This is a genomic window from Paenibacillus jepli, assembly GCF_047238105.1.
GTDB lineage: Bacteria > Bacillota > Bacilli > Paenibacillales > Paenibacillaceae > Paenibacillus_D.
In genome coordinates, this window is the sequence record NZ_JBDFMD010000001.1 from 2,015,189 (window position 1) to 2,038,459 (window position 23,271).

The window sequence follows — 23,271 nt, forward strand, 5'->3', positions numbered from 1 at the left end:
GCCTCCGTCCCACGGAATTGTGGACAAAGGCCGCTTAATTCACTTTTATTACTGTCTACTTGACGGGATGCAGTTCATAATCACCTGGATTGGTCACCGTCGACAAAGGTATGATTACTCGCCGCTCTCCAGCAGCTGCACCAGATTGAGGATCAGCTGCGCACTCTCGGCGCGGGTGCCGTGGCCTGCCGGCTCGAAGCGGCCGGGCTCTCGGCCCTGGATCAATCCCAACCCGCGTGCGGCGCCGATCGCGGCTTGCGCCCAAACAGGCGCGCCGGCAAGATCGGTAAAGCCGGATTCTCCCGATTCCGCCGAAGGCGTATTGCCCGTAGCATACACGTAAGCTCTGATGAGCATCGTCGCCATCTCCTGTCGGGTAACTCGCGCCTTCGGCGCAAAGCTGTCCCCGTCCACACCATTGACGATGCCTGCCGAATGCGCCGCAGCTACTTCCTGCGCGTACCATTGGTCAGCAGGGACGTCGGCAAACGACGTACTGCCTCCGCTCTCCAGACCAAGGACGCGTGCGAGCATCGCGGCGAACTCCGCCCGCGTCACCTGCCCTGTCGGCTGGAAGCGGTCCTCGGCGACGCCGTTTACCAGCTGTCTGGCCGACAGCCGCTTCACCGTCATCGCGGCCCAATGCTGGGCAGGCAAGTCTGCAAAAGTTTTGTCATACTCCAGAACAGCATATCTGTTGAACTGTGCCAGCTCTGCGGTCAACTGGCCGCCTTCGACCTTGCCGCCGATATAGACCAGTGCTCCCGCTTCCGTCACCCCGTACAGACCTGTCAGTGCAGGATCGATATCAGGGTCGACCGGCAAGGTAATCGAGATTGCAGTCGGATGTTTATCCAGCATACGGACAGCCCCTGCAGCATCCTCTGCATGAAGCAAAAACGTCAGCACCTCGCTCGCTGCGCGGACGGCTGCGCCGCTCTGCGCGGACGCTTCCGCTACGAACTGCACCGTCTGCCCCGGTGTCAGCGGCGCGACCTGCAGCGTGATCTTGCCTCGCTGACGGTCCCCGGCAGGCAGCTCGCGCATCAGCTCCGCCAATACCGACCGCGGGATCGTCAGTGTCAGATTATCCGCCGTCACAGTCAGCGCCGACCCGCCCAGCAGCTCGGCTGCGTGGCCCGGCAGGACGAGTGTCGACAGCTTGCCCTCATAGGCCAGGACGACCGGGCGACCGCCGCTCGCAGACTGCAGCTGCTCCATCGTCGGCTCCAGTTGCCCCGGCTTAGCCGGCTCCGGTTGCTCCGGCTCCGGCTGTTCCTGTTGCTCCGGCACTGCCGGCTCCTCAGGCTCCTCAGTCACAGGAGGCTCCGGTGTTGTCGGCGGGTCTGGCGCCCAGGCGTTCTGCACCTGCAGCATTGCCGTTGCCGTCAAGCCTTCATAGCTGGCTGTAATCTCGGTGCGGCCCGCCTGACGCGCAGTGACGACGCCTGCTTCCGACACGTCAGCGACCCGCGTTTCACTGCTGGCGAATACTGCTTCCTCGGTCACGTCCCTACGCGTCTCGTCAGTGTAGATCGCTTCGACAGTGAGTGTCCGCCGCTGTCCGGCCGTTAGTGTCGCAGGCAGTCCCGACAGCTCCAGACGATCCAGCTCCGGCTCTATCGTCTCCGCATAGACCCGCACCTCCAACTCTGCTGTCAGCTCCAGATAGGTGACCTGGATCGTCGCCGTGCCCTCGGACAATGCGGTGATCTCGCCCGCCTCCGACACAGCCGCGACCTCGGGATCGGAACTTGCGAAAGTCAGCCGTTCGGTGAGCGGCTCTCTCACACCGTTGCTATACACGGCATTAGTAACGGTACTGCCCACCTCGCCTACAGCCAGCTCAGCCGGTCCTTCGAGCTCAATAGCTGTCAGTACCGGATCAGCCTCGGTCACTGTGAGTCGGTACGCATCCTCCAGGTCGCCATAGCTGACGGAGATCTCGGCCTCGCCCACTTGCATCGCCGTCACCAAGCCCTGCTCATCGATCGCCGCGATCTCGGGATCGCTGCTGGAGAACACAAGCCCTTCCGAGAGCGGCGTCCGCTCTCCGGAAGCATAGACTGCCTCCACACTGACTTGATCCGACTCGCCCGGCTTCAGCTCCAGCAAGCCTTGCAGCTCGATACCGACGACCGCATCGGCCACCGTGATCACACTATCTGCATAAGCGTCCTCAGACAACACGCTGGTCGCCCGCACAGTCGCCGTCCCCGGCATGACTGCCGTCACCAGCCCATGCTCGTCTACAGTCACTGCGCCTTCCGGCTGTGCGTCGACGACCGACCACGTTACTTCCTGCGACGGCGCCGTCTCCGGCGTCACTGTCGCCTGCAGCTGGAGCGTCTCCTGCAGCGCCATCCCCGCTGTCGGCGGATCCACGGTCACAGTTACCGGCACCGGCTCCTCCCGATCTTCCTTGGTCAGCGTGAACCGGTCAACCTCTTGCTCCGCATTGCCATGAACCGCCCGGGCAGTGAGCGTCAACTCGTCGCCCTCGATCTGGACAGCGGTGTACACCTGCTCCCTCTCGGCAAACACAACCTCCTGATACGGCCTTGGCGTCAACGGATAGAACTTGGTTCCCGACGAGCCGCCGATGACATATCGCGTCCCCCGACCATCCGGGGAAATCTCATTGCCTTGCATGGCATAAGTTCGCAGGTAGATATGATCATGACCGCTCAAGACGAGATCAACCTCATACTTGTCGAACAGCGGCACCCACAGCGATTGAACGTTGGTGTTGGCATAGGTACTGCCATACGGCCCCTGATGCAGCGCTACCACCGTCCACTTCTTGTCGCTCGCGGCGAGATCCTGATCCAGCCACTCCGCCTGCTCTTGGAAGCTAGCGACGCTCCCCTCCGTGTTCAACACGACGATATGGGTATCCTGCACGTCGAAGGAAAAGCTGATGCCTTGCGAACCAACCGGACCATTATCCGGGTTGTTGAGGTGAGCCAGGTAATCGCCGTACCCGTTGCTTCCGTTCACCTCATGGTTGCCGATGACCGGGACGAGCGTCGTGTTCAGTAGCTCCTCCTGGGCGTATTCGAACCACCAGTTCCATTCCCGCTGCTCGAAGCTTTTGTCGATCAAGTCCCCGCCATGCAGCAGGAACTCCGGCTCCGGCATATAAGTCAGCGCCTTGTCCAGCGTCCGTCCCCATGTCTCAAATTGACTGGCATCTCCCCCTTGCGAGTCGGTCAGGAACAGAAACTGCGTCGATGCTGCATCAGGATCGCTCGTACGGAATGTGCCCTGTGCGCTCACATAACCGGCACCATCGCCTACCCGATACACATAGGCGGTACCCGGCTCCAGCCCGGCAGCCGTCGCCTTGTGCACACGCATCGTCCCATCCTTGAACGTCGTATAAGTCGAGCTCTCGCCCTGGATCCGGATGACGTCGCCTGCCTCAAAATCGGTAAACGCCGCTTGCTCCACAAGCTCGACGACCGTATCCGTTACCTCCGGGTGGGTATGCCATGCAAATTGGCGGCTGGACTGCGCGTCATTGCCCATCGTCACGCTGATATTATAAGGCTCGCGTGTGCCCGCCGAAGGAGCTACTGTGAAGGTCATAATCGGGCTGTACGCGTCGCCGCGCACGGCCTGCACCCGGTAGGCGCCCGCCTCTCCGGTCGCCTCCGCCGATGTCAGCTTGCCGTCCGCACCGGACTGTCCGCTGCCGAGCCGCTCGCCGTCTACTAGCAGATCGGCCCCCTCAACCTTGGCTCCCCCGGCCATCTCGGCGACTGTGAAGACCGCAGGCTCGCCCAAAGCCGTCGCATAATGATCCCACGTCAGCTTCAGCTCCGCTTCGACCCGCGATCTTGGCGAATGACCGATGAACGGCTGCGAGGCGCCGTCTGCCGTCTCGATCGTGCCCGAGGCAAAGGCGATCACATGCTCCCCGGAGACTCCTCCCTCCACCTGATCCATAATATAAGGACCGAGGACATCCGGCTTGATCGTATAGCGAATCTGAGCTATCCAATCTTCCTCGGCGAGCAACGTGCCGTCCAATCGGCTGAATTCCAGACTCACTTGCCCGGTCGTGTCGTTCACCGCCGACGCCAGCTGTTCTTCCGTCAGCTTGGCGCCCCGGACCACTTCCAGATTCCCCGCCTTAGCAGGGTCGAAGGTAAAGGACAGATCGCCGCCGGTCAGCTCCGCCGCCTGGGCAGCCGAGATGTCCAGCGTATACGTCCGGCCGGTGAAGACCGTCTCCGGCGTCTCATAGGCGTAGTAGGGCGAGCCCATATTGACCGTAAAATACCACTCGCGGATCGTCTGGTTGCCGCTCAGATCCCGTGCAGCCACCTTCACCTTGTGACGCCCCTCGGGGAGCGGGGTCACCGGGCGGTACGCGATGCGTCCTTCCGGCGGATACAGACTATGCTCCACCCGCTCGTCATTAAGGTACACGCGGATGCTGTCCGGATCGATCAGCGTCGTCCCCGGGTGCTGACCCGGATCGTAGCCCGCATCCTCCGCGATCACTCTGATCTCGGGGGTTGCCTCGGTGACGATCGCATCGGGCGCCGGGCTCAGCGCCCGGATGACTGGCGGCGTACGATCCTCCTCGATGGGACCGTAGACGGCACGGATATCGTCGATGTAGATGGCGCCGGCATCCTTTTTCAGGTTGCTCGTCTCCATATACCGGACCGCCTGCACCATCCGCAGGGGCAGCGGCCGCCCCTGCTGGACGTCCGCCTCGACATAGCGCCAGCCTGTCCAATCCACACCGGGGACGGAGTCGGTGAAATCCAGATTGATCGTCCCATTGTTGCCGTCGGTAATCTGTCCGCGCAGCCAATGATTGTTGCCGTCGCCATATACCCACATACTGATCTTCTGGGGATAACCAGGGATCTCCAGGTTGCCCGGCGCGGTTGATTGCAGGTACACGCCGGAGGTGCCGCTGGTGCCGGTAAAGTCATATTGCAGCTTGACCGACTTCTCGCCGCTGCGCACATAGTCGGGATCCGTCACTTCCTCAATGTTGACCGAGCGGAACTGGGCGCCTGTAGCCCGATAAGCGCCTATCCCGTCCTCGAAGCCCTCCAGGATGACCGGCGGCTGGCCGATCACGACCTGCATGACAGCTTCAATCTCGCCATACCTGGCGATGATCTGGCCTTCCAGGCCGCTGTCATCGGCTGCCGTGAAGCGGCCGTTCTCATCGATGGTGCCGATGTCGCCGGTCACTTCCCACGTGAAGCTGCGGTTGCTGGCATGGATGCGCTGACCGTCGCGCAGCGCTGTCACTTGCAGCGTCAGCTCCGCACCGGGAGCCAGCGACCGATTGGCTTCGGGGAAGTGCAGCGAGTCGAGTACGGTCACCACTTCGATAGCCGCCTCGCCCTGAACCGCTGCGGCAGCGGCTAGCACGGCGGCAAAGCCCGGCTGGTCGCCAGCCGTAAAGACGCCCTGCTCATCGATCGTCCCGAGCTCCGGCGTCACTTGCCACTGCGGACTTGCAGCTACGGTTACCGGGTGGCCGTTGGCATCGATGCCGGCGGCGCTGAAGGTAAGGGTGGAGCCCTGCAGGATACGCTCCGCGCCCGGCGAGACAGCTAGGCGCGCGGCCTCGCCCAGCTCCGGCGCCGTATTGATCAGCAGAAGTCCGTTGCCGGTGCGGCGTTCGCCGCCGTCCGAGCCCGTATTCATCATCCGGACGCCGCCCGTGCCCGGCATGCGGGCGACGAAGGTCGACGAGCCGCCGCCATCCAGATTCATCGCATCGACGACCCCGACATCGAGCAGCATCCGCTCCAGCTCATTGGTCTGGACGCCTTCGCTGGTGCCCGGCTGCCGGCCGTCCACTTCGAAGAGCACGATCGAACCGTCGGCTTTGGTGCCGATGGCTGTACGGGGATGGACGCCGGCATTGAAGCCGGTATCCTGCGGCACGCCATCCTTCACCAGCGGGCCGTTGCCGCCGATGGCCAGGAGCACGTCCGCCCATTCGCCCTGCAGCTGGAAGCTGGCAGACACCTCGTCGCCCGGCTGCAGTCCGGCGATCGCCGGCACCGCCGATCCCGAGGCAGAGAGGACGACTTGTCCCGCCGCAAGCGGCGTATCTCCTTGCCCGCTGCGGATCTCTAGTACCTGCAGCTGCATCGTCTCGCCGCTCTTCACCTCGCCGGAGACGATATCCAGGACCACCTCAGTGCCGTCCGCCCCGGATCTTGTCGACGTATAATAGTCCGACGTATAGAGCACCAGCGCATTGGCGCCCCGGTGCCGGTTGATATGGGTCAGGTTTGTCGTCGCTCCGCCGATCGTGATCGACCGGTCGAGCTGGGGCGAACCATAAATCGATGTGCCGTCGGCCCGGAGTCCAAAGGCAAAGCTTGAAGACGGGCTCGTCAGGATCTTGCCCCCGTCCATGAACATGCCGTTGGGTACGCCTGTCGCCGTACCGGAGATGTCGTAGAAATCTCCGTTGACGCCTGCGATGACCCGATTGCCGGGGCCATCGAGATGAGCCGCCATTTCGGTGACGCCTTTCATCCCGTACACATAGCCGTCCTTGGTGCCAGCTCGCAGCTCCAAGTGCGGCGAGTTCGGGTCAAATTCCACCATATGTACTTTCTGATTGCCCCGGTGATCCTCCAGGTCATACCAAGTATAGATCGCTCCCGGCGCAAGCTCGGTTTTGCGGACATCGAGCACCTTGCCGTACCCGGTCTCGGGCAGCTCCGGCATCGCCGCGCGGGCCGCCGCCGGCTGGAGCAGAGATAAGACCAACAATGAAGCCAACACCACATGCAGCTGTCTCACTATTCGTTTCACGTTTTATTCCTCCCTCTTCCCGTCAACTGTCGCTCAGGTATAGGCATCGAAAAGCCTGGACCTCCATGTCCGCACCTGCGCACACAGAGCCTTTTCAACTTTACCTATCGAATATCAGCGGGATGTTATGACAGAATGAAGAGATTGAAAATCTGAGGAAGTTTATTTCGATGACGGCGCCGATCCCTCCCGAACCCCTTCTCCCCCCCTTGCCTATTACGCAACGTAATAGGATAAGCTGAGACCATATCAGGATATAAGGAGAGAGACATCATGAAGAAAAAGCTGCTTTGGACCGGCGTTATCATCATCACTCTTGTGATCGGAGTACTGGGATTCGTGCTGTTCTATGATGACGGCTCCCTGTCGGGATTTGTGAGTGCGGAGAGCGAAGCGGAGTTCAAGACCGTTTACGAGGAAGCGATGCAGCATCTGCCTGTCCCTGTGGAGACGAGGACGATCGTCACATCGTTTGGTGAGGTGCGGCTGTATAAATTTCAGGAGCCTGCTGCGATGGATGAAACCCCGCTCCTGCTGCTGCCCGGCAAGTCGGCGTCCACTCCGATGTGGGAGGCCAACCTGGCCGACTTGATTCGCGAGCGCCCGGTCTATACGATAGACTTATTGGGAGAGCCTGGCCTTAGCGTCGAACAGGTCCGGATCGAGGATAATGAGGATCAGGCCATATGGCTGCGTGAAGTCATCGCTGCACTGGATGAACCCCGCCTCCATCTGCTGGGTCTCTCCTTCGGCGGCTGGAGCGCGGTCAATGTAATGTTACAGGAAGATGTGCCGCAAGTGGCCTCGCTGATTCTGGTAGATCCCGTCCATGTCTTTGGCCCGATTCCGCTGAAGATGGTGCTGGTCTCGATCCCCGCCTCGCTGCCGATCGTCCCCCAATCGATCCGCGAGCGGATGCTGAGCTATATCGCCGGCGGCGCGGTGATCGACGAGGATGATCCGACCGCTAGACTGATCGAGACAGGGATGCGTGCGTTCAAGAGCAAGCTGCCGATGCCCACCGAATTCAAGAAGGAAGATCTGACCGCGCTGTCCCTTCCTGTCCTGGCCATCATCGCGGGGAGCTCGACGATTCATCATCCTGAGCAAGCCGAGGCGGCAGCCCGGGAAGGCTTGACCCACCCATCGAGTGAGGTGCTCGTCATCGAAGAGGCTTCCCATGCCATCAACGGCGAATATCCGGCGGAGCTGGCTGCCGCGATCGATGCGTTCATTCTTGCCATTGAATAGAGGACTGCCCTATGCGACGAACCTACACGGTCAAGGAGTTGGCCGACATAAGCGGAGTATCCCGGCGGACGCTCCAGTATTACGATAATGAAGGTCTGCTCACAGCGACCAGAGATGAAAATGGACACCGCGTGTATGACGAGGATCACTTGCAGCGGTTGACCCAGATCAACTTTTACAAAAGCCTGGGCTTCTCTCTGGAGCAGATCAAGGTGAAGCTGGCGTCGGCGGGCTCCAAAGCTTCGATGGAAGCGATGCTGGAGGCGCAGAGCAGGCTGCTGCACCGGCAGCTCGAGAGCGTACAGGCCAAGCTGCACGGCATCGAGGTGTCCCAGAACCTGCTCTCGGCCGGCTACAGCATGCCGTGGGAGGTGTTGTCTTGCCTGATGCAGGCGCTGGAGCTTGATCCGGTCGACCATTGGGGCGAGTACGCCTTTCCGGAGGCGGACCTCGCACTATTCAGCAAGCTGTTCCCCACCCGGAAAGAGATGCTGGACTTCTACGATGAATTCCGCCGGCTGATGGTTTATGCTGCCGCCTATCATGCCTCCGGCGTCCCGCTCGCCTCCGATCTGGCGAAGGCGCTGTTCGAGGACTGGCAGGCGATGGTGGCGCGTGTGACGTCGGGCGACCCCGCCATCACGGCAGCGTTCCAGCGGGTAGACGAAAACCGCGCCAGCTGGAGCCAGGGGGAGCGGGACCTGATGGCCGAAGGCGAGCCGTACCTGCAGCAGGTGATCGAGCACTATGGCGGCGGCGAACCACAGGGGTAGCCGGCGGCGGGGCTTTGGCACAACGCGAAATAACCGCTCTCTGGACGCCGCCTCCTGTACGCGGAGTTCAGCAGGATGAGAGCGGTGGAACAACCGGATACCGTTTGTCGGGAGGGCTTATCCGCCTCCGGGCTGTCCCAACAATCATCGGTTGATGATCGAGGGACGCCACGATTCGTTCGTAACAGATGACCGGCCTGTGGATGGGTGCATGAGTGGATGGATGGGTGGATGGAGATGCCGCCAACTCAACTCAGGTACCTTATGCCGCCTATTTCCCCGTCAAGAACGATGCTAACGGAACTGGAAGCCTTTATCCGGCAAAAAACCTCGAATGCACGCTTGTTGCTGCCAATAAAGGCGCACAGCTCCGTTACGCCCGGGGAACGCCTTGTTTTAGCGAAATAGCGCCTGTGAGTTCCGTCCAGTTCACTTGGATCAGTCGCTCTGTCCCGCCAAGTAAGTCTGTTTTTCAGAATGCCCCAGACTCGATTCCGCACCCATTGGCACTTTTGAGGGCAAGCTGGTTTTTGGCACAGCCTCGTGTTGGCAGTCTCTCATCCATCGAGCGCTTCAGCCTGGACATCGTACTCAAAATAGTTGTAGTGTTCATCAAAGCTGGCGTACTGCTCTTTGTTGCGGTTTGATGCCGATGATCTTGGACCACTGCTGCATGAACTTCAGCTCGCCCGATTGCTCGTAAGGACGCATGCCCGTCTGCCGCTCCGGACTCGCCAGATCTTCCCGCAGCTCCCGCTCGATCTGGTCCCTCACCTCGGGTGCCGGCTGGGTGAGATTCATCCAACGCTGGACGTGCACCGGTACATCGAGCAAGTCCGCTCGCTCCGGGCCCAACTGCCGCTCCTGAAACAGCTCTGTCAGGTAACTGTGCCGAAGCGCGTACGTGTGGGACGGATCGCGCAGTCGTTCATAATGATTGTAACCCTCATACTGGACCGGATCTTCCGGCCCCGACATGTCGATGACGCCAACTCTTCCCTGCGGCTTGCAGACCCGGACCATCTCGTCCAGCACCGCGCCAGGATCGACAAAGTGGTGAAAGGCAAACCGGCTTACAACCAGATCGAACGCCCCATCCGCAAAAGGCAGGCTTGCCGCATCCGTCTGACGGTAGACGATGTTGTCCAGCTTGTGCTCCGTATTCAGTCTGATGCCTTCCCTGATCATATCATCCGACAGATCCGCCGACACCACCTGCAGGACGTGAGGCGCGATCGCCCGGCTCAGGATGCCGGTGCCTGCTGCGACATCGAGCACGGTCATCGACTTCGATAGGGTCAGACTATCAAGGATCCACTGGAGGTAACCCTCCTGATTCATGGTCAACTGCGGATTAGCGAAGCCTCTGGCTTGTTTTTGAAACTCGTCTCGAATGCGGTCCAGATGCTCTTGCATGGCGCTTCCTCCTTTCGAATGGGTGACGGGCATGGCGGCGAATCGTCTCCCGCTTACGGGCGATCATACGATATAGCGAAATGGTGGCAGGTGATGTTCATCTTGCGATTCAGGTAGAAACGGTGCGCATCGTGCCGATGCACGCCCGAATCCAGATGCAGCTCGGCGCACCCGAGTCTGCTTGCTTCCTCCTCCAGCCAGTCGAACAGTTGTCCCGCATACCCCTTGCCGCGGCTCGCCTCATCGGTGATGAGATCGTCCACATACAGATGCCGGCCCCACGCCAAGGAATCGCATAGCCGAAAACCGGCACAGGCCCGGGCGCTACCCTCGTCGACCAAGACGGCCAAATGGTACCCGCGATCCGCCTGCAGCTCCCGGATGCGCTGACTGTAATGCGAAGCTTCCAGATGCGGACGAAGCTGCTTCATCAGCGGATATGTAGCCAGGATGTCTTCCTCTGTTGCAGCGATGCTAATGGACATAGAGTCTGCCTCCTCGGCAAATGATTTTACCTACTTTAACCCAAGTATTGGATAATGGCAACCCAGAATTTCATTGATGCTTGTGCGGCTGCAGATCTAGAAATTAGCCTTAGAGTGCTGGCATCCTTAGGCGGGAATGACAAAAAGACCTGCCGGCGTCGGCAGATCATCATCAGTAGCCTATCAACAAACAACAGCGGCAGGCACCTCCGGCCGTGATGCAGACATCTCCGAATATGCGCCGTTGTCAGCCGCCAGCCAGAGGAGCGATGCCGCATCTCACCCGCCGACCCCAAACTCTCTCCAGCTCCCTTAGGCGCCTCCTGCCAACTCTCCCGCGCCCTTAGGCGCCTCCTGCCAGCTCCCGAGCGCCCCGCACTCAGCCTACGCTAAGCGCTGCCTGCCAGCACCGCCGCCAATTCCAGCAGCCGCAGGTCCTGGCCCGGGCCGGCGATCAGCGAGCAGCCGACCGGCATGCCGCCTTCGCCGCGCAGCGGCAGCGTCAGCTGCGGCAGCCCCGCCAGCCCGGCCGGACAGCTCAGCTGCAGCGTCGCCACCCGGCTGCGCTCGACCGCCTCGCCGCTCAGCCCCTGCAGCGGCGCGATGCCGGGCACGGTCGGCGCGACGATGACTGCGCCGCCGTCCAGCAATCCGAGCAGCCGCTCCCGCACCTCCTCGCGCTTGCGGTAGGACGCTTCATGGTCCTCCCGCCGCAGCGTCGCGGCCCAGGCGAAGCGGTCGGCGATGCCCGGTCCAAATGCCGGCTGCACCTCGCCGATCCACGCGCCATGCGCCTCCCAGATCTCGATACCCTGGATATGGCGGAAGGCGGCCATCCACTCGCTCAGCCCTTCCGGCGCCAGCGTTACCCGTTCGGCCGCAGCTACACGCCGCTCCAACTCAGGCAGATACGCCGTCAGCGCCTCGCGGGTAGGAGCGTCAGCCAGCGCCCACATATCCTCGGCCACCAGCAGCTTTTGAAATGCGCCTGCAGTCTCGTCCGGTCGCTCCGTGCTGACACCATCTTGCCCTTGCCCGCCCAGCAGCACGCGACCGGCACGCAGCAGGACCTCTGCGCTCCGCGCCATCCAGCCGACCGTGTCAAAGCTCGGCGCCAGCGGGATCAGCCCGCTAGCGTCCACGGTGTCATGCGTCGGCCGCATGCCATATAGTCCGCAATATGCTGAGGGTACCCTTACAGAGCCGCCGGTGTCGGTACCGATGCCGATATCCGCCAAGCCCTGGGCTACCGCCGAAGCCGAGCCGCTCGAGGAGCCGCCCGGGATCCGTCCCGGGGCTGCCGGATTGAGCGGCGTGCCGTAGTGGGCATTTTCGCCATTGATGCTGTACATGACCTCGTCCGTTACGGTCGCGCCCCGCATCGCCGCACCTGCACCCAGCAGCTGCTGCACTACCGCTGCATGCGTCTCGGCCGGACCGTGCGTCCGCAGCCAGTCCGGATTACCGGCAGATGATACATGTCCAGCGATGTCGAATACGTCCTTCACTGCAAAGGTCAGGCCGTCCAGACTGCCGCTCCCCGTCGGTTTCAGATGGAGCTCCTTATTAATATAGGCCCCGCCAGCGGCGATCCCGCTCACCTGTGTCTCGCTTGCCGCGCTGTTAGTCATTCTTCCCTCTCTCCCCTTCCCCCGTTTAGAAAATGCTGTATGTCGCAACACGATGCGAGCACCACCCCGTCTACTCTCCTGAAACGTTCCGAAATTCGAGGCCGCTCGCTTCGCCCGTCATCCGTCCTGAGCACAAATTCGATTGTCGCTGCTGCCCTGGTCCTGACGCTTATACACATCGGGTTTACCACCCGATGGCCGCACCATCGCTGCGCGGATCGGAGCCGCCTTGCAGGAAGCCGTGCTCATCCCGCACGATCGCGTGGGCATGGCCCATGATGCCGTCATAATCACCGACTGCACGTACCTGATGCCCCGCCGCCGCCAGCGAAGCCAGCACCTCCGGCGCCACCCGGCTCTCCACCTTGAGCTCCCGCGTCGCCTCGCCCCAGGTGCGGCCCCATACCCAGCGCGGCTCGTTGATCGCCTGCTGCGGGTCCATGCCGTAGTCGACCATCCGCGTGAAGATCGCCGTCTGCGTCTGCGGCTGGCCCTCGCCGCCCTGCGTGCCGTAGAGGATGGCGGGCTTGCCGCCCCGGAGAGCCATCGCCGGCATCAGCGTATGGAAGGTGCGCTTGCCCGGCTGCAGCACATTGACATGCTCCGGATCCAGCGAGAAGAAGGAGCCTCGATTCTGCAGCAGCACCCCGGTATTCCCGGCGACGACACCCGAGCCGTACTCGAAGTACAAGCTCTGGATGAAGGAGACAGCATTGCCCTCCTCATCCACGACCGCCGCATAAGCCGTGTCGCTGCCCAGTGAGACGGCTTCTTCGTCGGCAGCCTGCTTGAGGTCGATGCTTGAAGCCAACGTCGCCGCATACTCCCGGGACAGCAGTCTCTCCAAAGGCACCTCCGTAAATGCCGGGTCGCTCAAATAGCGGTTGCGGTCGCGGAAGCTCCGCTTGAGCGCCTCGATACAGAGCTGGTAATAGTCGTGCGAACCGTGCGGAACCGTGGACAGGTCAAAATGCTCCAGCATCTGCAGCGTCATAATCCCGGTGAAGCCCTGCGAATTGGGCGGCATCTGGTATAGCTCGTAGCCGCGGTAGCCTCCGGTCACCGGCATTACCCAGTCGCCGCGGTGCGCCGCCAGGTCTTCCGCCGTCAGCAGGCCGCCGTGCTTGGCCAGATAACCGGCAATCTCGCTCGCCGTCTCTCCTTTATAGAACTCGTCTCTGCCCTGCTCGGCGATCCGCCGCAGCGTCCGTGCCAGATCTGGCTGCCGGAACCGCTCGCCGGCCGCCGCCGGGACACCGCCCGGCAGGTAGACGGCTGCCGTCGCCTCGGTCGCCGCCAGCATCTCCCGGTGCGCCATCGTATGCGCCGCCTGATCGGGCGACATCGGGAAGCCGTCCTCCGCATAGCCGATCGCCGGAGCCAGCACCTCCGCCCAGGGCAAGCGCCCGTATTCGCCATGCACAGCCGCCCATCCGTCGACCATGCCCGGCACCGTCAAGGCGCTGCGCACGCCGCGATTCGGGATCGCATCCATCCCCTCGTAGGCATCGATCGTGCAGCTGCTGCCTGCACGGCCGCTGGCATTGTATCCCCGTACCTTGCCCTCCAGGTGATGCCACCCGAGCCAGAACGAATCCCCGCCGAGCCCGGTCATATGCGGGTAGACGACAGCCAGCGCGGCACTGACCGCGATCGCCGCATCATACGCATTGCCCCCGCGTTCCAGGATGCGCGCACCAGCTGCCGACGCCAGATGATGCGGACTGACGACCATCGCTTGCGAACCTATCACTGCTTGCCTCATCCCGTCCATCCCCATCTCTAAATGATAGATAACTTCACATGATTTCCTGTTTCTAATCTACCATCTCGCTCGTCAACATTCAACCGTTATGTCAGCTAAAAACGAAAAAATATATTGAAAACGAACGAATAGGCGTATATATTTGATCATATAGAAAGTAAAAAGGACGTTATCATTTCATTTGGTAATCCGTCGAACCAGAAGGGAACGGGAAGCATATGAGTGCAAAAAGCAATCCAGAACCGTCACCGGTCGTACTCGATGACACGGACCGCAAGATCGTCGCGTTGCTGCACGAGAACGGACGTATCTCCTATACAGATCTGGCGAAGGAAGTCGGTCTCTCCAGAGTAGCCGTCCAGGCCCGCGTAGGCGCCCTCACCGACGCCGGCGTCATCGAGCGCTTCACTGCGGTCATCAACCCCGAGAAGATCGGTATCCGGGTGTCCGCTTTTTTCAATGTCGAGGTGGAGCCCAAGCATCTGCATGCTGTGGCCGATCAGCTCTCGACCGAGCCTTTCGTCACCAGCCTCTATCATATGACCGGACCGAGCAAGCTCCATATGCACGGCTTGTTCCGCAACAATGAGGAGATGGAGCAGTTCATGAAAGACAAACTGTACACCCTGCCCGGAATCATGAGCGTCGAGTGCCAGCTGCTGATCAACCGTTACAAAAGCCGGATGGGGATGAGGTTGTAGCGATGAGTGAAGCAGTTGCAGACAACAAATACGGCCAGCTGTCCTGGGCGATGATCAAGACCGGCATCCTCGGGTACGGCGGCGGGCCTTCCGTTATCCCGCTCATCCGCTACGAGGCCGTAACGGCCTACAAGTGGATGGACGACGAGGAGTTCGGCGAGATTCTGGCGCTGGCCAATGCGCTGCCCGGCCCGATCGCCACCAAGATGGCGGCTTATGTGGGCTATCATCAGAAGGGCGTGCTTGGGGCCGTCATTTCCGTGCTCGCGCACATCCTGCCTTCCAGTGTGGCGATGATCGCATTGCTGAGCTTTGTTCAGTTTTTGAGCGGCTCTGCCATCATCCAGGGGATGATCGGCGCGGTTATTCCCGTGGTGGCTGTCATGCTCGGCGTCATGGCATACGAATTCGGCGAGAAAGCCGTCAAAGGATTGGGCATTCCGGCAGGCATCGGCTTCTTTGCCTTGGCTTTTGCCATGCTCCAAGGGGTAAAGGTTCATCCTGCGGTCGTCATCATGATCTTCATCGCTTACGGAGCGATTCATATGAATACAGTGGCGAGGCTGAAGCTGCGCCAGGAGCGCAAGCTGGAGAAACGGATCCGCGACCAGCAGCATAGGAAAGGGGGAGGAATGAGCAGTGGCATGGACTGAATGGTGGAACATCTTCGTCGGATTCTTCGTGGCCAATGTGCTCGGATACGGCGGCGGACCAGCGTCGATCCCGCTCATGTACCGAGAGGTGGTCGATAATCACGGCTGGGCGACACCGGAGGAGTTCTCCAACATCCTCGCCCTTGGCAACGCGCTGCCCGGCCCGATCGCGACCAAGATCGCCGCTTTCGTCGGCTTTGACGCAGGCAGTTGGATCGGCATCTTCATCGCGCTGTTCGCCACCATCGCTCCGTCGGCTATCGCTTTGGTGCTCATGTTGCGGATCCTACGCAAGCACCGTCAATCGCCCATCGTCAAAGGCATCACGCTGCTCGTGCAGCCCGTCATCGCGATCATGATGGTGCTCCTGACATGGCAGTTTGTAGACAGCTCGATCGCTTCGATCGGCATCATCCAGTCCCTGCTCATCGCAGCTGTAGCGTTCTGGGCGATGCAGATCCGCAAGATTCACCCGGCGCTTGTCATCATCTGTGCGTTTGCTTATGGGGCGATTGTTGTGCCTTTGGTGAATTGGGTGTAGGGTATCACAGCAACTTCAACCCCTCCTGCAGCGTCCAATAGGTATCCACGATTTGGAAGGGGGCGTTGCGGGTTGGTTAGACGAACGCTTATCGTACTCGCCGTTGTACTTGCCGTTTTCGCGCTTGTCGCCTCATACTGGACCGGGAACCTGGGACAACTCGGACTGCAGCGGATCATCATTATGGCGTCCAACAATAGTATGTATACCATCTCCGGCTCCCGCGCCGCGGCACTTCGTTCGCTGCTTACAAGCGTGGCCGAGTAGGAGTAGGCGATTGGTACAACCCGACTCTTCAAAAGCAATGAAAAAAGCACCATCCTCCGCGCTAACGGTAGATGGTGCTTCGTTATGTGGTAGATGAATGCTCAGGATTTCAAACTATCATGATCCTTCTCGTTTTCCCACTTGCGTGAATACGCCTTGTTCGTCACCCAGAACGTCATCCAGGTCAAGATGATAAAGATAATAACCGCCGCAATCCACACGCCTACAGGCACGCCCATGGCTGCTCCCCCTTCCGATGCAATGTGTCCGAATACCAGTTGGCTTCCATTATATCAGATTAGTGCATTGGTTAGGGAGTGGGGATGTGACAGGGTGGTTACAGCTAGTGCTATATTGGCAAACTCTCCGCCATTAAACAAGTAGCAGGACAAAACACTATGTTCAGTGCATTTCAGGTTCTTGCCGACTTCAACCTATGTTTCAATAAAATCAACGCTTCCCGCCGCTCACTTTTGGGTGTGTTTCTTACCACATCTCCTTGGAGATGTGGTTTGAAGTACACTGAGAACCATCACTTTTTTAAATACTTCATGACTCAAAATAGTCCAAATAAAACTGTTTGATCTTAGTTTCGAGTTTATCTTCCATAAGTGATTTTATGAATTTTTTTCTTAAAATTCCCTTGTTAATTGGATTACTGAGTATTTTCTTGACCTCATCTTCATTGAGGTATGGAAACCACTCCAAGTTGAACTTCTGATAATCAAAATTATCCTCTTGAAGCACTAAATCATAAAAGTCATCAATTCCAATAAACTCTTTGAAAGGCTCATTATTAATTATCTTGTTATGCCGTAAAAGTACAACCACTACTCCTAACTCGCTTCTTAAAGGATCAGGATAACTTCTCAATGAACTTCTTTCAATTTCATTTTTTGTTTGTTGTACTTTTAGAAATAGTCTTTCTTCATAACTCACAGTTGAAAGCAAAATATCATTATCACAAGCTGCACCATATATCTTAACATCAAAGTTTTGTAATAAGAACTCTTCTATAGTTGCTTTTACTGATTTCTGATCTACTGGATCCAAAAATCTATACAGCGGTATTAGAACTCGAAGTATAATGCTCCACTTATTATTTGATAGATTTCCATGTTCAATCGAGAGGATTAACTTTTTTATATCTATTTCAATACTAATATTGTCGAATTCACTCTTGTCGATTAGATTGACTAGTCCTTGAATGTATCCGTTATAATTGAGCGCTTCAAGTTCAAATCCTCCTTGATGTCCATTATACTTTAAATCTAATATTTTTTTTACAAAATTTATAATTAATTCGGTAATAACCGAATGTTCTATATTCTGTTTTTTCTTTTGGGCATATAAAAAATTTAATAATGCGATGTAGATTTCATGCTCCACATACGTTGAACTCAATAGCCTTAGCAAGTTATCAATTAACTCATTTAAGTCATCCCTATTGATCTTTATCTTACAAAATAAACATAACATATTTTTCAAATTCTCTCTCAAACCAATAACATACTCAATTTTTAAATAGCTTGTGATTAAGTTTGAGAATAGTCCCTTTAAATGAATGCTAGGAAACGATATTTCAATTTCATCTATATTATATTCTTCTAATAATTCATTCAATTTTTTCCAATCCATATACTTCAAGGTTATGAAGACATCTTTAGTTGAAAAACGATGATTCGGTAATCGATGAAACAAAAATCCAGAAAAAAGAGCATCTTCAGTTGTTTGAACTTCGGACTTTTCTTTAACTGAATAAGTACTGAGCAATGATTTTATATAAAGATAGTAATACTCTTTCACTTCTGAGTATTGATCCAACATAATAAAATTACTATGCGTATAATCAAAAAACTCCTGTACTTCACTGACCATATTGTTAACTGATGTAGAATCAGGATTACTGAATTTGGTATTTAAATCCTTTTCCACTTTCTCAGTTAACTCTTTAATACGAAGTAGTTGTTGGGATACATATCCTTGTTCTTGCAATAAATCATGAATGAATTTCACTTTATCCTTATCTTTTCGAGCCAACATATCATAAACATCATTTATTTTAAGATTAGAATTTTCATATACTTCAATAATTGTAGCGATTTGTTCAACAAAAACGCTTTCTCCTAAGTCAGTTCCCAAGATTACCGTCTGAACACCTAGTTTGTTACGTTTAAGTTTCCTAATTAAATATCTCTTGTTGAATTCAATAATATATAGCAGAATAAAATCTTTTTTACGATAAGATTCTATTGAAATTTTCTCAAGGATTTCAAATGCAGAGACAAATTGATTGACTAAGTATTTTGCATATGCCCTCATTAGTTCATTAACGATTTTGTTTTCGAAATCACTAATCATTTTATAATCTTGTTTGGCTACAAGATTTACTGAATAATAATCGTTAAATAATACATTTTTGATGATATCTGGCTCATTTCGATATGATACATCAAATACAAATTCTTGATCTTCAACAATTACCTTTGACAGTTTTGTCTTTGCGAACGTAGAATTAATATAGTCATATTTACGTTTTGTTTCACCATCTTGTTTTTCATATGACTTTTTTATAGCATTTAAACGATTAATAAGACCAATAAAAAAATTATCATCATTGGTGGGAAACACTTTTAAAGTTGTTCTTTCTTCTATGAAGTAATTACCTATTTCGAGTAAATTAATTATATCTTTCAATCTAACTGCATTCAAGCTATCAAAAGCCTGAAATTTATCATAACAAAAATCTAAGGGATTGCTAACTGACTCTCTATATTGAAGAATATAATCTAGAATTCTAACAATGTTTTTTCCTTGAGGAGCTTTTAGTTCAGAAATTTCTTTATCAGAATACTCTTTTGATATATCAAATATATCAATCAAATTCACACCGAGATTTTTGAAATAATCCTTTTCCACAGAAAGTCTAGGATTTTCTGAAGAATCAATCAAGTAGGCTTTTTGAAAGTGGTCACCTAGTATCCCTTGCAGATTTTTCAGTATTAATTTCAAATCATAATCCTGAAGTGAATAGCCTACAAAAAGTACTGTGTTATTAATAAAAATTGATTTCACATAAGATTCTATTAATTTGAATTCAGTAGAATAGTTTAAGTAATCATCCTCTTTTAGAACAATATTTTTTTTGGATAAATCCCCATGCATTTTAATAAGCATTCTTCCATTAGATGAATAGGGAAGATCAAGATCCTCTTTTACTGAATCATAAAACATGAAATTTTTCTCTATTGCTTGTTCAATTAAATTATCATAATTTGTTGTTATTATATGTCTAGGCTTAAATTTTAAAATGTAACTATGTATTATATTCGGAGACAATGGTGTATCGAAAATTTCAATTATCTTTTTTAAGTATTCATTTTTCCCTCTTTGATTGTAATAATATTGCGGAATTTTTAAAAAGTCATCTGAGCTTATCTCCCTATTAATACCTAATCCAGTTGCAAATTCTTTTACAAGCCCCGTCCAACTGGGCAAATTAGAATTTGCTGAAACCCCTGCACCGACAAATAATACAAGATGATCTCTGTTCATTGCCTCCAATATCGCTTCAATATCCAGATTTTTCTTAATTAACATTGGGAAATCACCTCTCGTTAATTGATCAACTTTTCAATCTGCTATATAGATTGAATTAAAGAATTGCACCTCGGAAAATTGACCTGACCTAAATGAGTTAATAGAGGAAACAACAACCATTTAGGATGTGATCTTATGGTAACGACCGAAGAAAAGCAAATCCTTAAAAAGGCTCTCCACGAGACATCCGACAAACGGATGTATGAGCGTTACTTAGCCGTTCTCCATCGGCTTGAGGGACACACAATTTAAGCCATTTCGAAGATGATCAAACGCACGGAGAAAACCACCGCCGGGTATATTCATAGCTATACTCGTGAGGGAATTGAAGGTCTAGCTCTTGGCCATTCACTTGGCAAACCTCGGCGGCTTACCGATGAGCAAGTAAAGCTGTTGGCTTCTCTTGAAGGTGTTTTAATTTGTCTCACGCTTTGGGGTCAGTCCCAAAACATAAGGTTTTCCGTCCACTCTTTTTGTATGCATGCTTTACATGAGTTATAGCGAGGTTGATGCCTGCCACTATTAGGAGATTGTGGGCCAATGCCATATCCCGAACTCGACGAAACGACCAGTTGCGGTTCTCCTTGATTTGACCAAACATGCTTTCGACTTCGACTTTACACTGAGAATAGACTACGGTTCACTACTCACCCTCAAGGGCTATTTTGGGCTTGGCTTTCATTTTCCCCCAAATCAGGTTCGCATTCATGTGATCTTCTTTCATCCGCATAAAGATAATATCAGGATCGGCTTTGGAGTAACTATTGCAATCGCCAAAACGGATCTTGATTATTAAGTATAAGTCTTGTATAGCAATTACTTTTTACTTATAGAAAGAATTTTGTTGTTGTTATCCCAATGAAAATCGGTTCCAAGCAAAGGCTGGATGTCCCTGGCTTTTATATAGGTTTTGCCGTCCAGATTCTTAAATGCTTTCACTGGGGTGCCATTGATAATGGGGTGTTTTCCCTGCTGATCATAACCTATGTTAAATCCCAACGATTCACCCAGTGCCCTCAGTTGGATGTAGGTGTGACCATCAACAAGTCGCCCCATTGCGCTCAGACTGTCATCCACTCTGACCTGGATGTAATCCCGGTTATTATAGTGTCTCTCAGTTTGCGGGTGATTTTCGGAGGAGCTAATTACAATTACCGGATGATGGGCTTTGATTTCACCATATCGGACGATTAGCGTGGCCGTGCCGGGCTTTACACCCCGAACAGAGCCTTTATGGGTGACTTCGAATATCGTAGGATCCGAAGACTCCCATTCAAGCATGTTAGTAATGTAAGATTTGGGGCCTGTTAAAAAGTAGGCACTGGAATTCATTTCAGTGCCATGACCAACAGTAAGGATAAATGGATCTGGTGAAGGCTGTAGAGTTCCTTTAACGACATCCAGAGCGACGGGAGTTTGAACTGTCACGTTCGGTTGAGAGACTTGATATTTAAGAACGTTGCCATGACGATCCGTCAGTATAGTATTCCGCAAGCTTATCACCGATGTGCCTGCAGGTGCGTCTTTACGTACAAACAAGCCAATGGTTAAGATGTTTTCGCGCTCCCATTCGGGCGCCCATATCACTTCGTCTCCGTTCAGTGTAAGGACGATCTCCTGCATCCCATCTGATGGATCTACGTCTTGCGGATAAGGTCTGCCAAGCCCAAAAGCGTCAATCCCTTCGTGCACTGAGCGGTATGTATGCATATCATCGCGCCACACCTCTCTACCAGCCTCATCAACCATTAACCTTCCTTCGGTCGAAAATACTTTTTCGTCGTACTGGAGGACAATTTCAGCTTTATCAAGGCCGCTTAGCTCTACCGCCTCCTGGTCTGAAAATTTGATTTGAAGAAATATTTCCTCGCCAGGCATAACGTTTTGATGGGTTTTGACTTGAAGTGTAAGTCCGGAATCATCAGAAGCGGCTATCACTGAGGGGAAAGCGACAAACAATGTAATTAGAAAACCTACAAAAAATTTTGACAATAAACCCTTCATAATAATCCTCCATAAGTCATGTATATTTTATTACCGTTATACTTCTAAGAAGATTGCGCTACATTCGTTACATTCATTTTCTGAGAAAAGTTCATTTCGCTCACGTGTTGATTATCGTATTCGTGCTGGCCATTACGCTAATAGTAATACTAAAAAATAGACGACTGCTATAAAATTCATAATAATCATGGATGACCCTTGAACTACGAACTCCAAAACTTCTTCATAAACAATATTTTTTACATTATTTATTATGTTACGTTAAAAGCGATGATGTCCGCCAGTTGCTTTTGAATTCATCCCTTCACTACAGGCAATAACCTCACAAAACCACTCTCTATACAGGTTAGGAGAGGTTTCACAACACTAACCGATAAACGAATCAAAAACGAGATACAGACATATCTAAGACTTATCCTGCCGCATGAATACGGTTATAGTGAAATCAATTGAGGACATCTCTGATACTACCCTCATGATCAACAATATATATTCTTTTAAAATCATGCTTTACTTCTATCCGCTTAAATACCCTCCGGAAAGTATCTATATTTGCTAGCACACAATTATTTAAAATTCCTATCCATTTTTCATCTACTGAGGAACCATCTATTTTTCTTTCTTTCGTTTCAATTATTTTCTTCAATATTACTTCCGCGTGTTTTTCAATGTTCCCCGAGAACCTATTCGACTTAACCCCAATAATACCAACTATTTTATTCACATTATTACTTATCCTCTTTAATTTGATTTTTCCACCAAATAACTTAATTTCATCATCTGCCTGTTTATTAAACTTACAAATATCGTCTATATAACCATCAAGGTGTTTTTTAAACTTATGAAAGTCAGTAAACGGTCCTTCGAAAAATATAATAATAGAATCATTATTCGGGATATGACCATCATATTTCTCTCTTAATGTTCTGATATATTTGCTAATAGAAGTGTCTAACCCCCTTCTTGCATGTTCAATTTCCCCTTCATCGTTAAGAAACACATCTTCAGCGTTAGTTACTTCTAAAGCTATTTTCTTACCATTATTACTCAAATAGTAGTCTGGTGGATCTTCACCATTAATTGCGTATGCGTCCTTGTCTTCCGAGCTTTTAATATGTTGAATAATGATCTCTTTCACAAGTTCTTCCTCTGGTCTCATGCTCTCACACTCCTAAACTTTACTGCACCTAAAGTTTTTTCACTAACTTCTCGATATAGCCTATTCCGAAACCTATCAGCCATATCTTTCTGTTAATTATCTTTCATAACAATGGTCTTCTGCGTAGTCGAAAAATCAATCTTCCCTCACTTCAAAAACCCAATCACGTTCCCATCAATCAGCACAGATGGACGTGCTCATAGTTGGTTTCC

General features: G+C 53.4%; 16 protein-coding genes. 7 read left to right on the plus strand and 9 right to left on the minus strand.

Going from position 1 to position 23,271, the window contains the following annotated elements; translation table 11 throughout:
• Nucleotides 1–114 precede the first annotated feature (114 nt).
• A complete protein-coding gene (locus ABC336_RS09030) occupies nucleotides 115–6,813 on the minus strand; it encodes an Ig-like domain-containing protein (protein WP_413238346.1) in 6,699 nt (2,232 codons plus the stop codon).
• Between the two features lie 273 nt (nucleotides 6,814–7,086).
• On the opposite strand from ABC336_RS09030, the gene ABC336_RS09035 reads away from it, so the two are divergent.
• The 3 genes from ABC336_RS09035 (at nucleotide 7,087) to ABC336_RS09045 (ending at nucleotide 9,484) form a co-directional block, all read left to right on the plus strand.
• Nucleotides 7,087–8,064: an alpha/beta fold hydrolase gene (locus tag ABC336_RS09035; protein ID WP_413238347.1), complete on the plus strand. Its 978-nt coding sequence runs from the start codon at nucleotides 7,087–7,089 to the stop codon at nucleotides 8,062–8,064.
• An 11-nt stretch (nucleotides 8,065–8,075) separates the two neighbouring features.
• Nucleotides 8,076–8,837 (plus strand): MerR family transcriptional regulator, encoded by a 762-nt coding sequence (locus tag ABC336_RS09040; RefSeq protein WP_413238348.1) that lies wholly within the window; start codon nucleotides 8,076–8,078, stop codon nucleotides 8,835–8,837.
• A 215-nt stretch (nucleotides 8,838–9,052) separates the two neighbouring features.
• The gene (locus tag ABC336_RS09045; RefSeq protein WP_413238349.1) at nucleotides 9,053–9,484 is read left to right on the plus strand and encodes a hypothetical protein; all 432 of its coding nucleotides are present in this window, start codon (nucleotides 9,053–9,055) and stop codon (nucleotides 9,482–9,484) included.
• On the opposite strand, the gene ABC336_RS09050 is transcribed toward ABC336_RS09045, so the two are convergent.
• The 4 genes from ABC336_RS09050 to ggt form a co-directional block, all read right to left on the minus strand.
• On the minus strand, nucleotides 9,450–10,253 hold the full coding sequence (locus ABC336_RS09050; protein ID WP_413238350.1) for a class I SAM-dependent methyltransferase: 804 nt from the start codon (nucleotides 10,251–10,253) through the stop codon (nucleotides 9,450–9,452). The two genes, ABC336_RS09045 and ABC336_RS09050, sit on opposite strands and share 35 nt — an antisense overlap.
• 53 nt (nucleotides 10,254–10,306) lie before the next feature.
• On the minus strand, nucleotides 10,307–10,738 hold the full coding sequence (locus tag ABC336_RS09055) for a GNAT family N-acetyltransferase (RefSeq protein WP_413238351.1): 432 nt from the start codon (nucleotides 10,736–10,738) through the stop codon (nucleotides 10,307–10,309).
• 389 nt (nucleotides 10,739–11,127) lie between these two features.
• Entirely contained in the window at nucleotides 11,128–12,369 is a 1,242-nt protein-coding gene (locus ABC336_RS09060; RefSeq protein ID WP_413238352.1) for an amidase, read from the minus strand.
• 184 nt (nucleotides 12,370–12,553) lie between these two features.
• Nucleotides 12,554–14,134, minus strand: coding sequence for a gamma-glutamyltransferase (gene ggt / locus ABC336_RS09065; RefSeq protein WP_413238353.1), 1,581 nt, complete (start codon nucleotides 14,132–14,134; stop codon nucleotides 12,554–12,556).
• A gap of 218 nt (nucleotides 14,135–14,352) precedes the next feature.
• Here ggt and chrS point away from each other — a divergent pair, with 218 nt between their 5' ends.
• From chrS to ABC336_RS09085, 4 genes are all read left to right on the plus strand, one after another.
• Complete coding sequence (gene chrS / locus ABC336_RS09070; protein ID WP_413238354.1) at nucleotides 14,353–14,835, plus strand: chromate efflux transcriptional regulator ChrS; 483 nt, start codon at nucleotides 14,353–14,355, stop codon at nucleotides 14,833–14,835.
• Between the two features lie 2 nt (nucleotides 14,836–14,837).
• Entirely contained in the window at nucleotides 14,838–15,488 is a 651-nt protein-coding gene (gene chrB, locus ABC336_RS09075) for a chromate efflux transporter ChrB (RefSeq protein WP_413238355.1), read from the plus strand.
• A complete protein-coding gene (gene chrA, locus ABC336_RS09080; RefSeq protein ID WP_413238356.1) occupies nucleotides 15,475–16,029 on the plus strand; it encodes a chromate efflux transporter ChrA in 555 nt (184 codons plus the stop codon). The genes chrB and chrA overlap by 14 nt, the downstream gene beginning before the upstream one ends.
• Before the next feature lie 72 nt (nucleotides 16,030–16,101).
• Nucleotides 16,102–16,296 carry a hypothetical protein gene (locus ABC336_RS09085; protein ID WP_413238357.1) on the plus strand — a complete coding sequence of 65 codons (195 nt, stop codon included), beginning with the start codon at nucleotides 16,102–16,104 and terminating at the stop codon, nucleotides 16,294–16,296.
• A 101-nt stretch (nucleotides 16,297–16,397) separates the two neighbouring features.
• Here ABC336_RS09085 and ABC336_RS09090 read toward each other — a convergent pair whose 3' ends face one another.
• The 4 genes from ABC336_RS09090 to ABC336_RS09105 all read right to left on the minus strand — a co-directional run bounded on the left by ABC336_RS09090 (nucleotide 16,398) and on the right by ABC336_RS09105 (nucleotide 23,059).
• A complete protein-coding gene (locus ABC336_RS09090) occupies nucleotides 16,398–16,535 on the minus strand; it encodes a hypothetical protein (protein ID WP_413238358.1) in 138 nt (45 codons plus the stop codon).
• Nucleotides 16,536–16,845: 310 nt separating this feature from the next.
• Nucleotides 16,846–19,896, minus strand: a complete 3,051-nt coding sequence (locus ABC336_RS09095; RefSeq protein WP_413238359.1) for an SIR2 family protein — start codon at nucleotides 19,894–19,896, stop codon at nucleotides 16,846–16,848.
• Nucleotides 19,897–20,712: 816 nt separating this feature from the next.
• Entirely contained in the window at nucleotides 20,713–21,900 is a 1,188-nt protein-coding gene (locus tag ABC336_RS09100; RefSeq protein ID WP_413238360.1) for a hypothetical protein, read from the minus strand.
• 445 nt (nucleotides 21,901–22,345) lie between these two features.
• Nucleotides 22,346–23,059, minus strand: coding sequence for a hypothetical protein (locus ABC336_RS09105; RefSeq protein WP_413238361.1), 714 nt, complete (start codon nucleotides 23,057–23,059; stop codon nucleotides 22,346–22,348).
• Nucleotides 23,060–23,271 lie beyond the last annotated feature (212 nt).

Bases quoted from the DNA above. Each gene is read 5' to 3' on its own strand.
- ABC336_RS09035 (WP_413238347.1), top strand. From the start codon at position 7,087: ATGAAGAAAAAGCTGCTTTGGACCGGCGTTATCATCATCACTCTTGTG.
- ABC336_RS09040 (WP_413238348.1), top strand. From the start codon at position 8,076: ATGCGACGAACCTACACGGTCAAGGAGTTGGCCGACATAAGCGGAGTA.
- ABC336_RS09050 (WP_413238350.1), bottom strand. From the start codon at position 10,253: ATGCAAGAGCATCTGGACCGCATTCGAGACGAGTTTCAAAAACAAGCC.
- ABC336_RS09055 (WP_413238351.1), bottom strand. From the start codon at position 10,738: ATGTCCATTAGCATCGCTGCAACAGAGGAAGACATCCTGGCTACATAT.
- ABC336_RS09060 (WP_413238352.1), bottom strand. From the start codon at position 12,369: ATGACTAACAGCGCGGCAAGCGAGACACAGGTGAGCGGGATCGCCGCT.
- ggt (WP_413238353.1), bottom strand. From the start codon at position 14,134: ATGAGGCAAGCAGTGATAGGTTCGCAAGCGATGGTCGTCAGTCCGCAT.
- chrS (WP_413238354.1), top strand. From the start codon at position 14,353: ATGAGTGCAAAAAGCAATCCAGAACCGTCACCGGTCGTACTCGATGAC.
- chrB (WP_413238355.1), top strand. From the start codon at position 14,838: ATGAGTGAAGCAGTTGCAGACAACAAATACGGCCAGCTGTCCTGGGCG.
- ABC336_RS09090 (WP_413238358.1), bottom strand. From the start codon at position 16,535: ATGGGCGTGCCTGTAGGCGTGTGGATTGCGGCGGTTATTATCTTTATC.
- ABC336_RS09095 (WP_413238359.1), bottom strand. From the start codon at position 19,896: ATGTTAATTAAGAAAAATCTGGATATTGAAGCGATATTGGAGGCAATG.
- ABC336_RS09100 (WP_413238360.1), bottom strand. From the start codon at position 21,900: ATGAAGGGTTTATTGTCAAAATTTTTTGTAGGTTTTCTAATTACATTG.
- ABC336_RS09105 (WP_413238361.1), bottom strand. From the start codon at position 23,059: ATGAGACCAGAGGAAGAACTTGTGAAAGAGATCATTATTCAACATATT.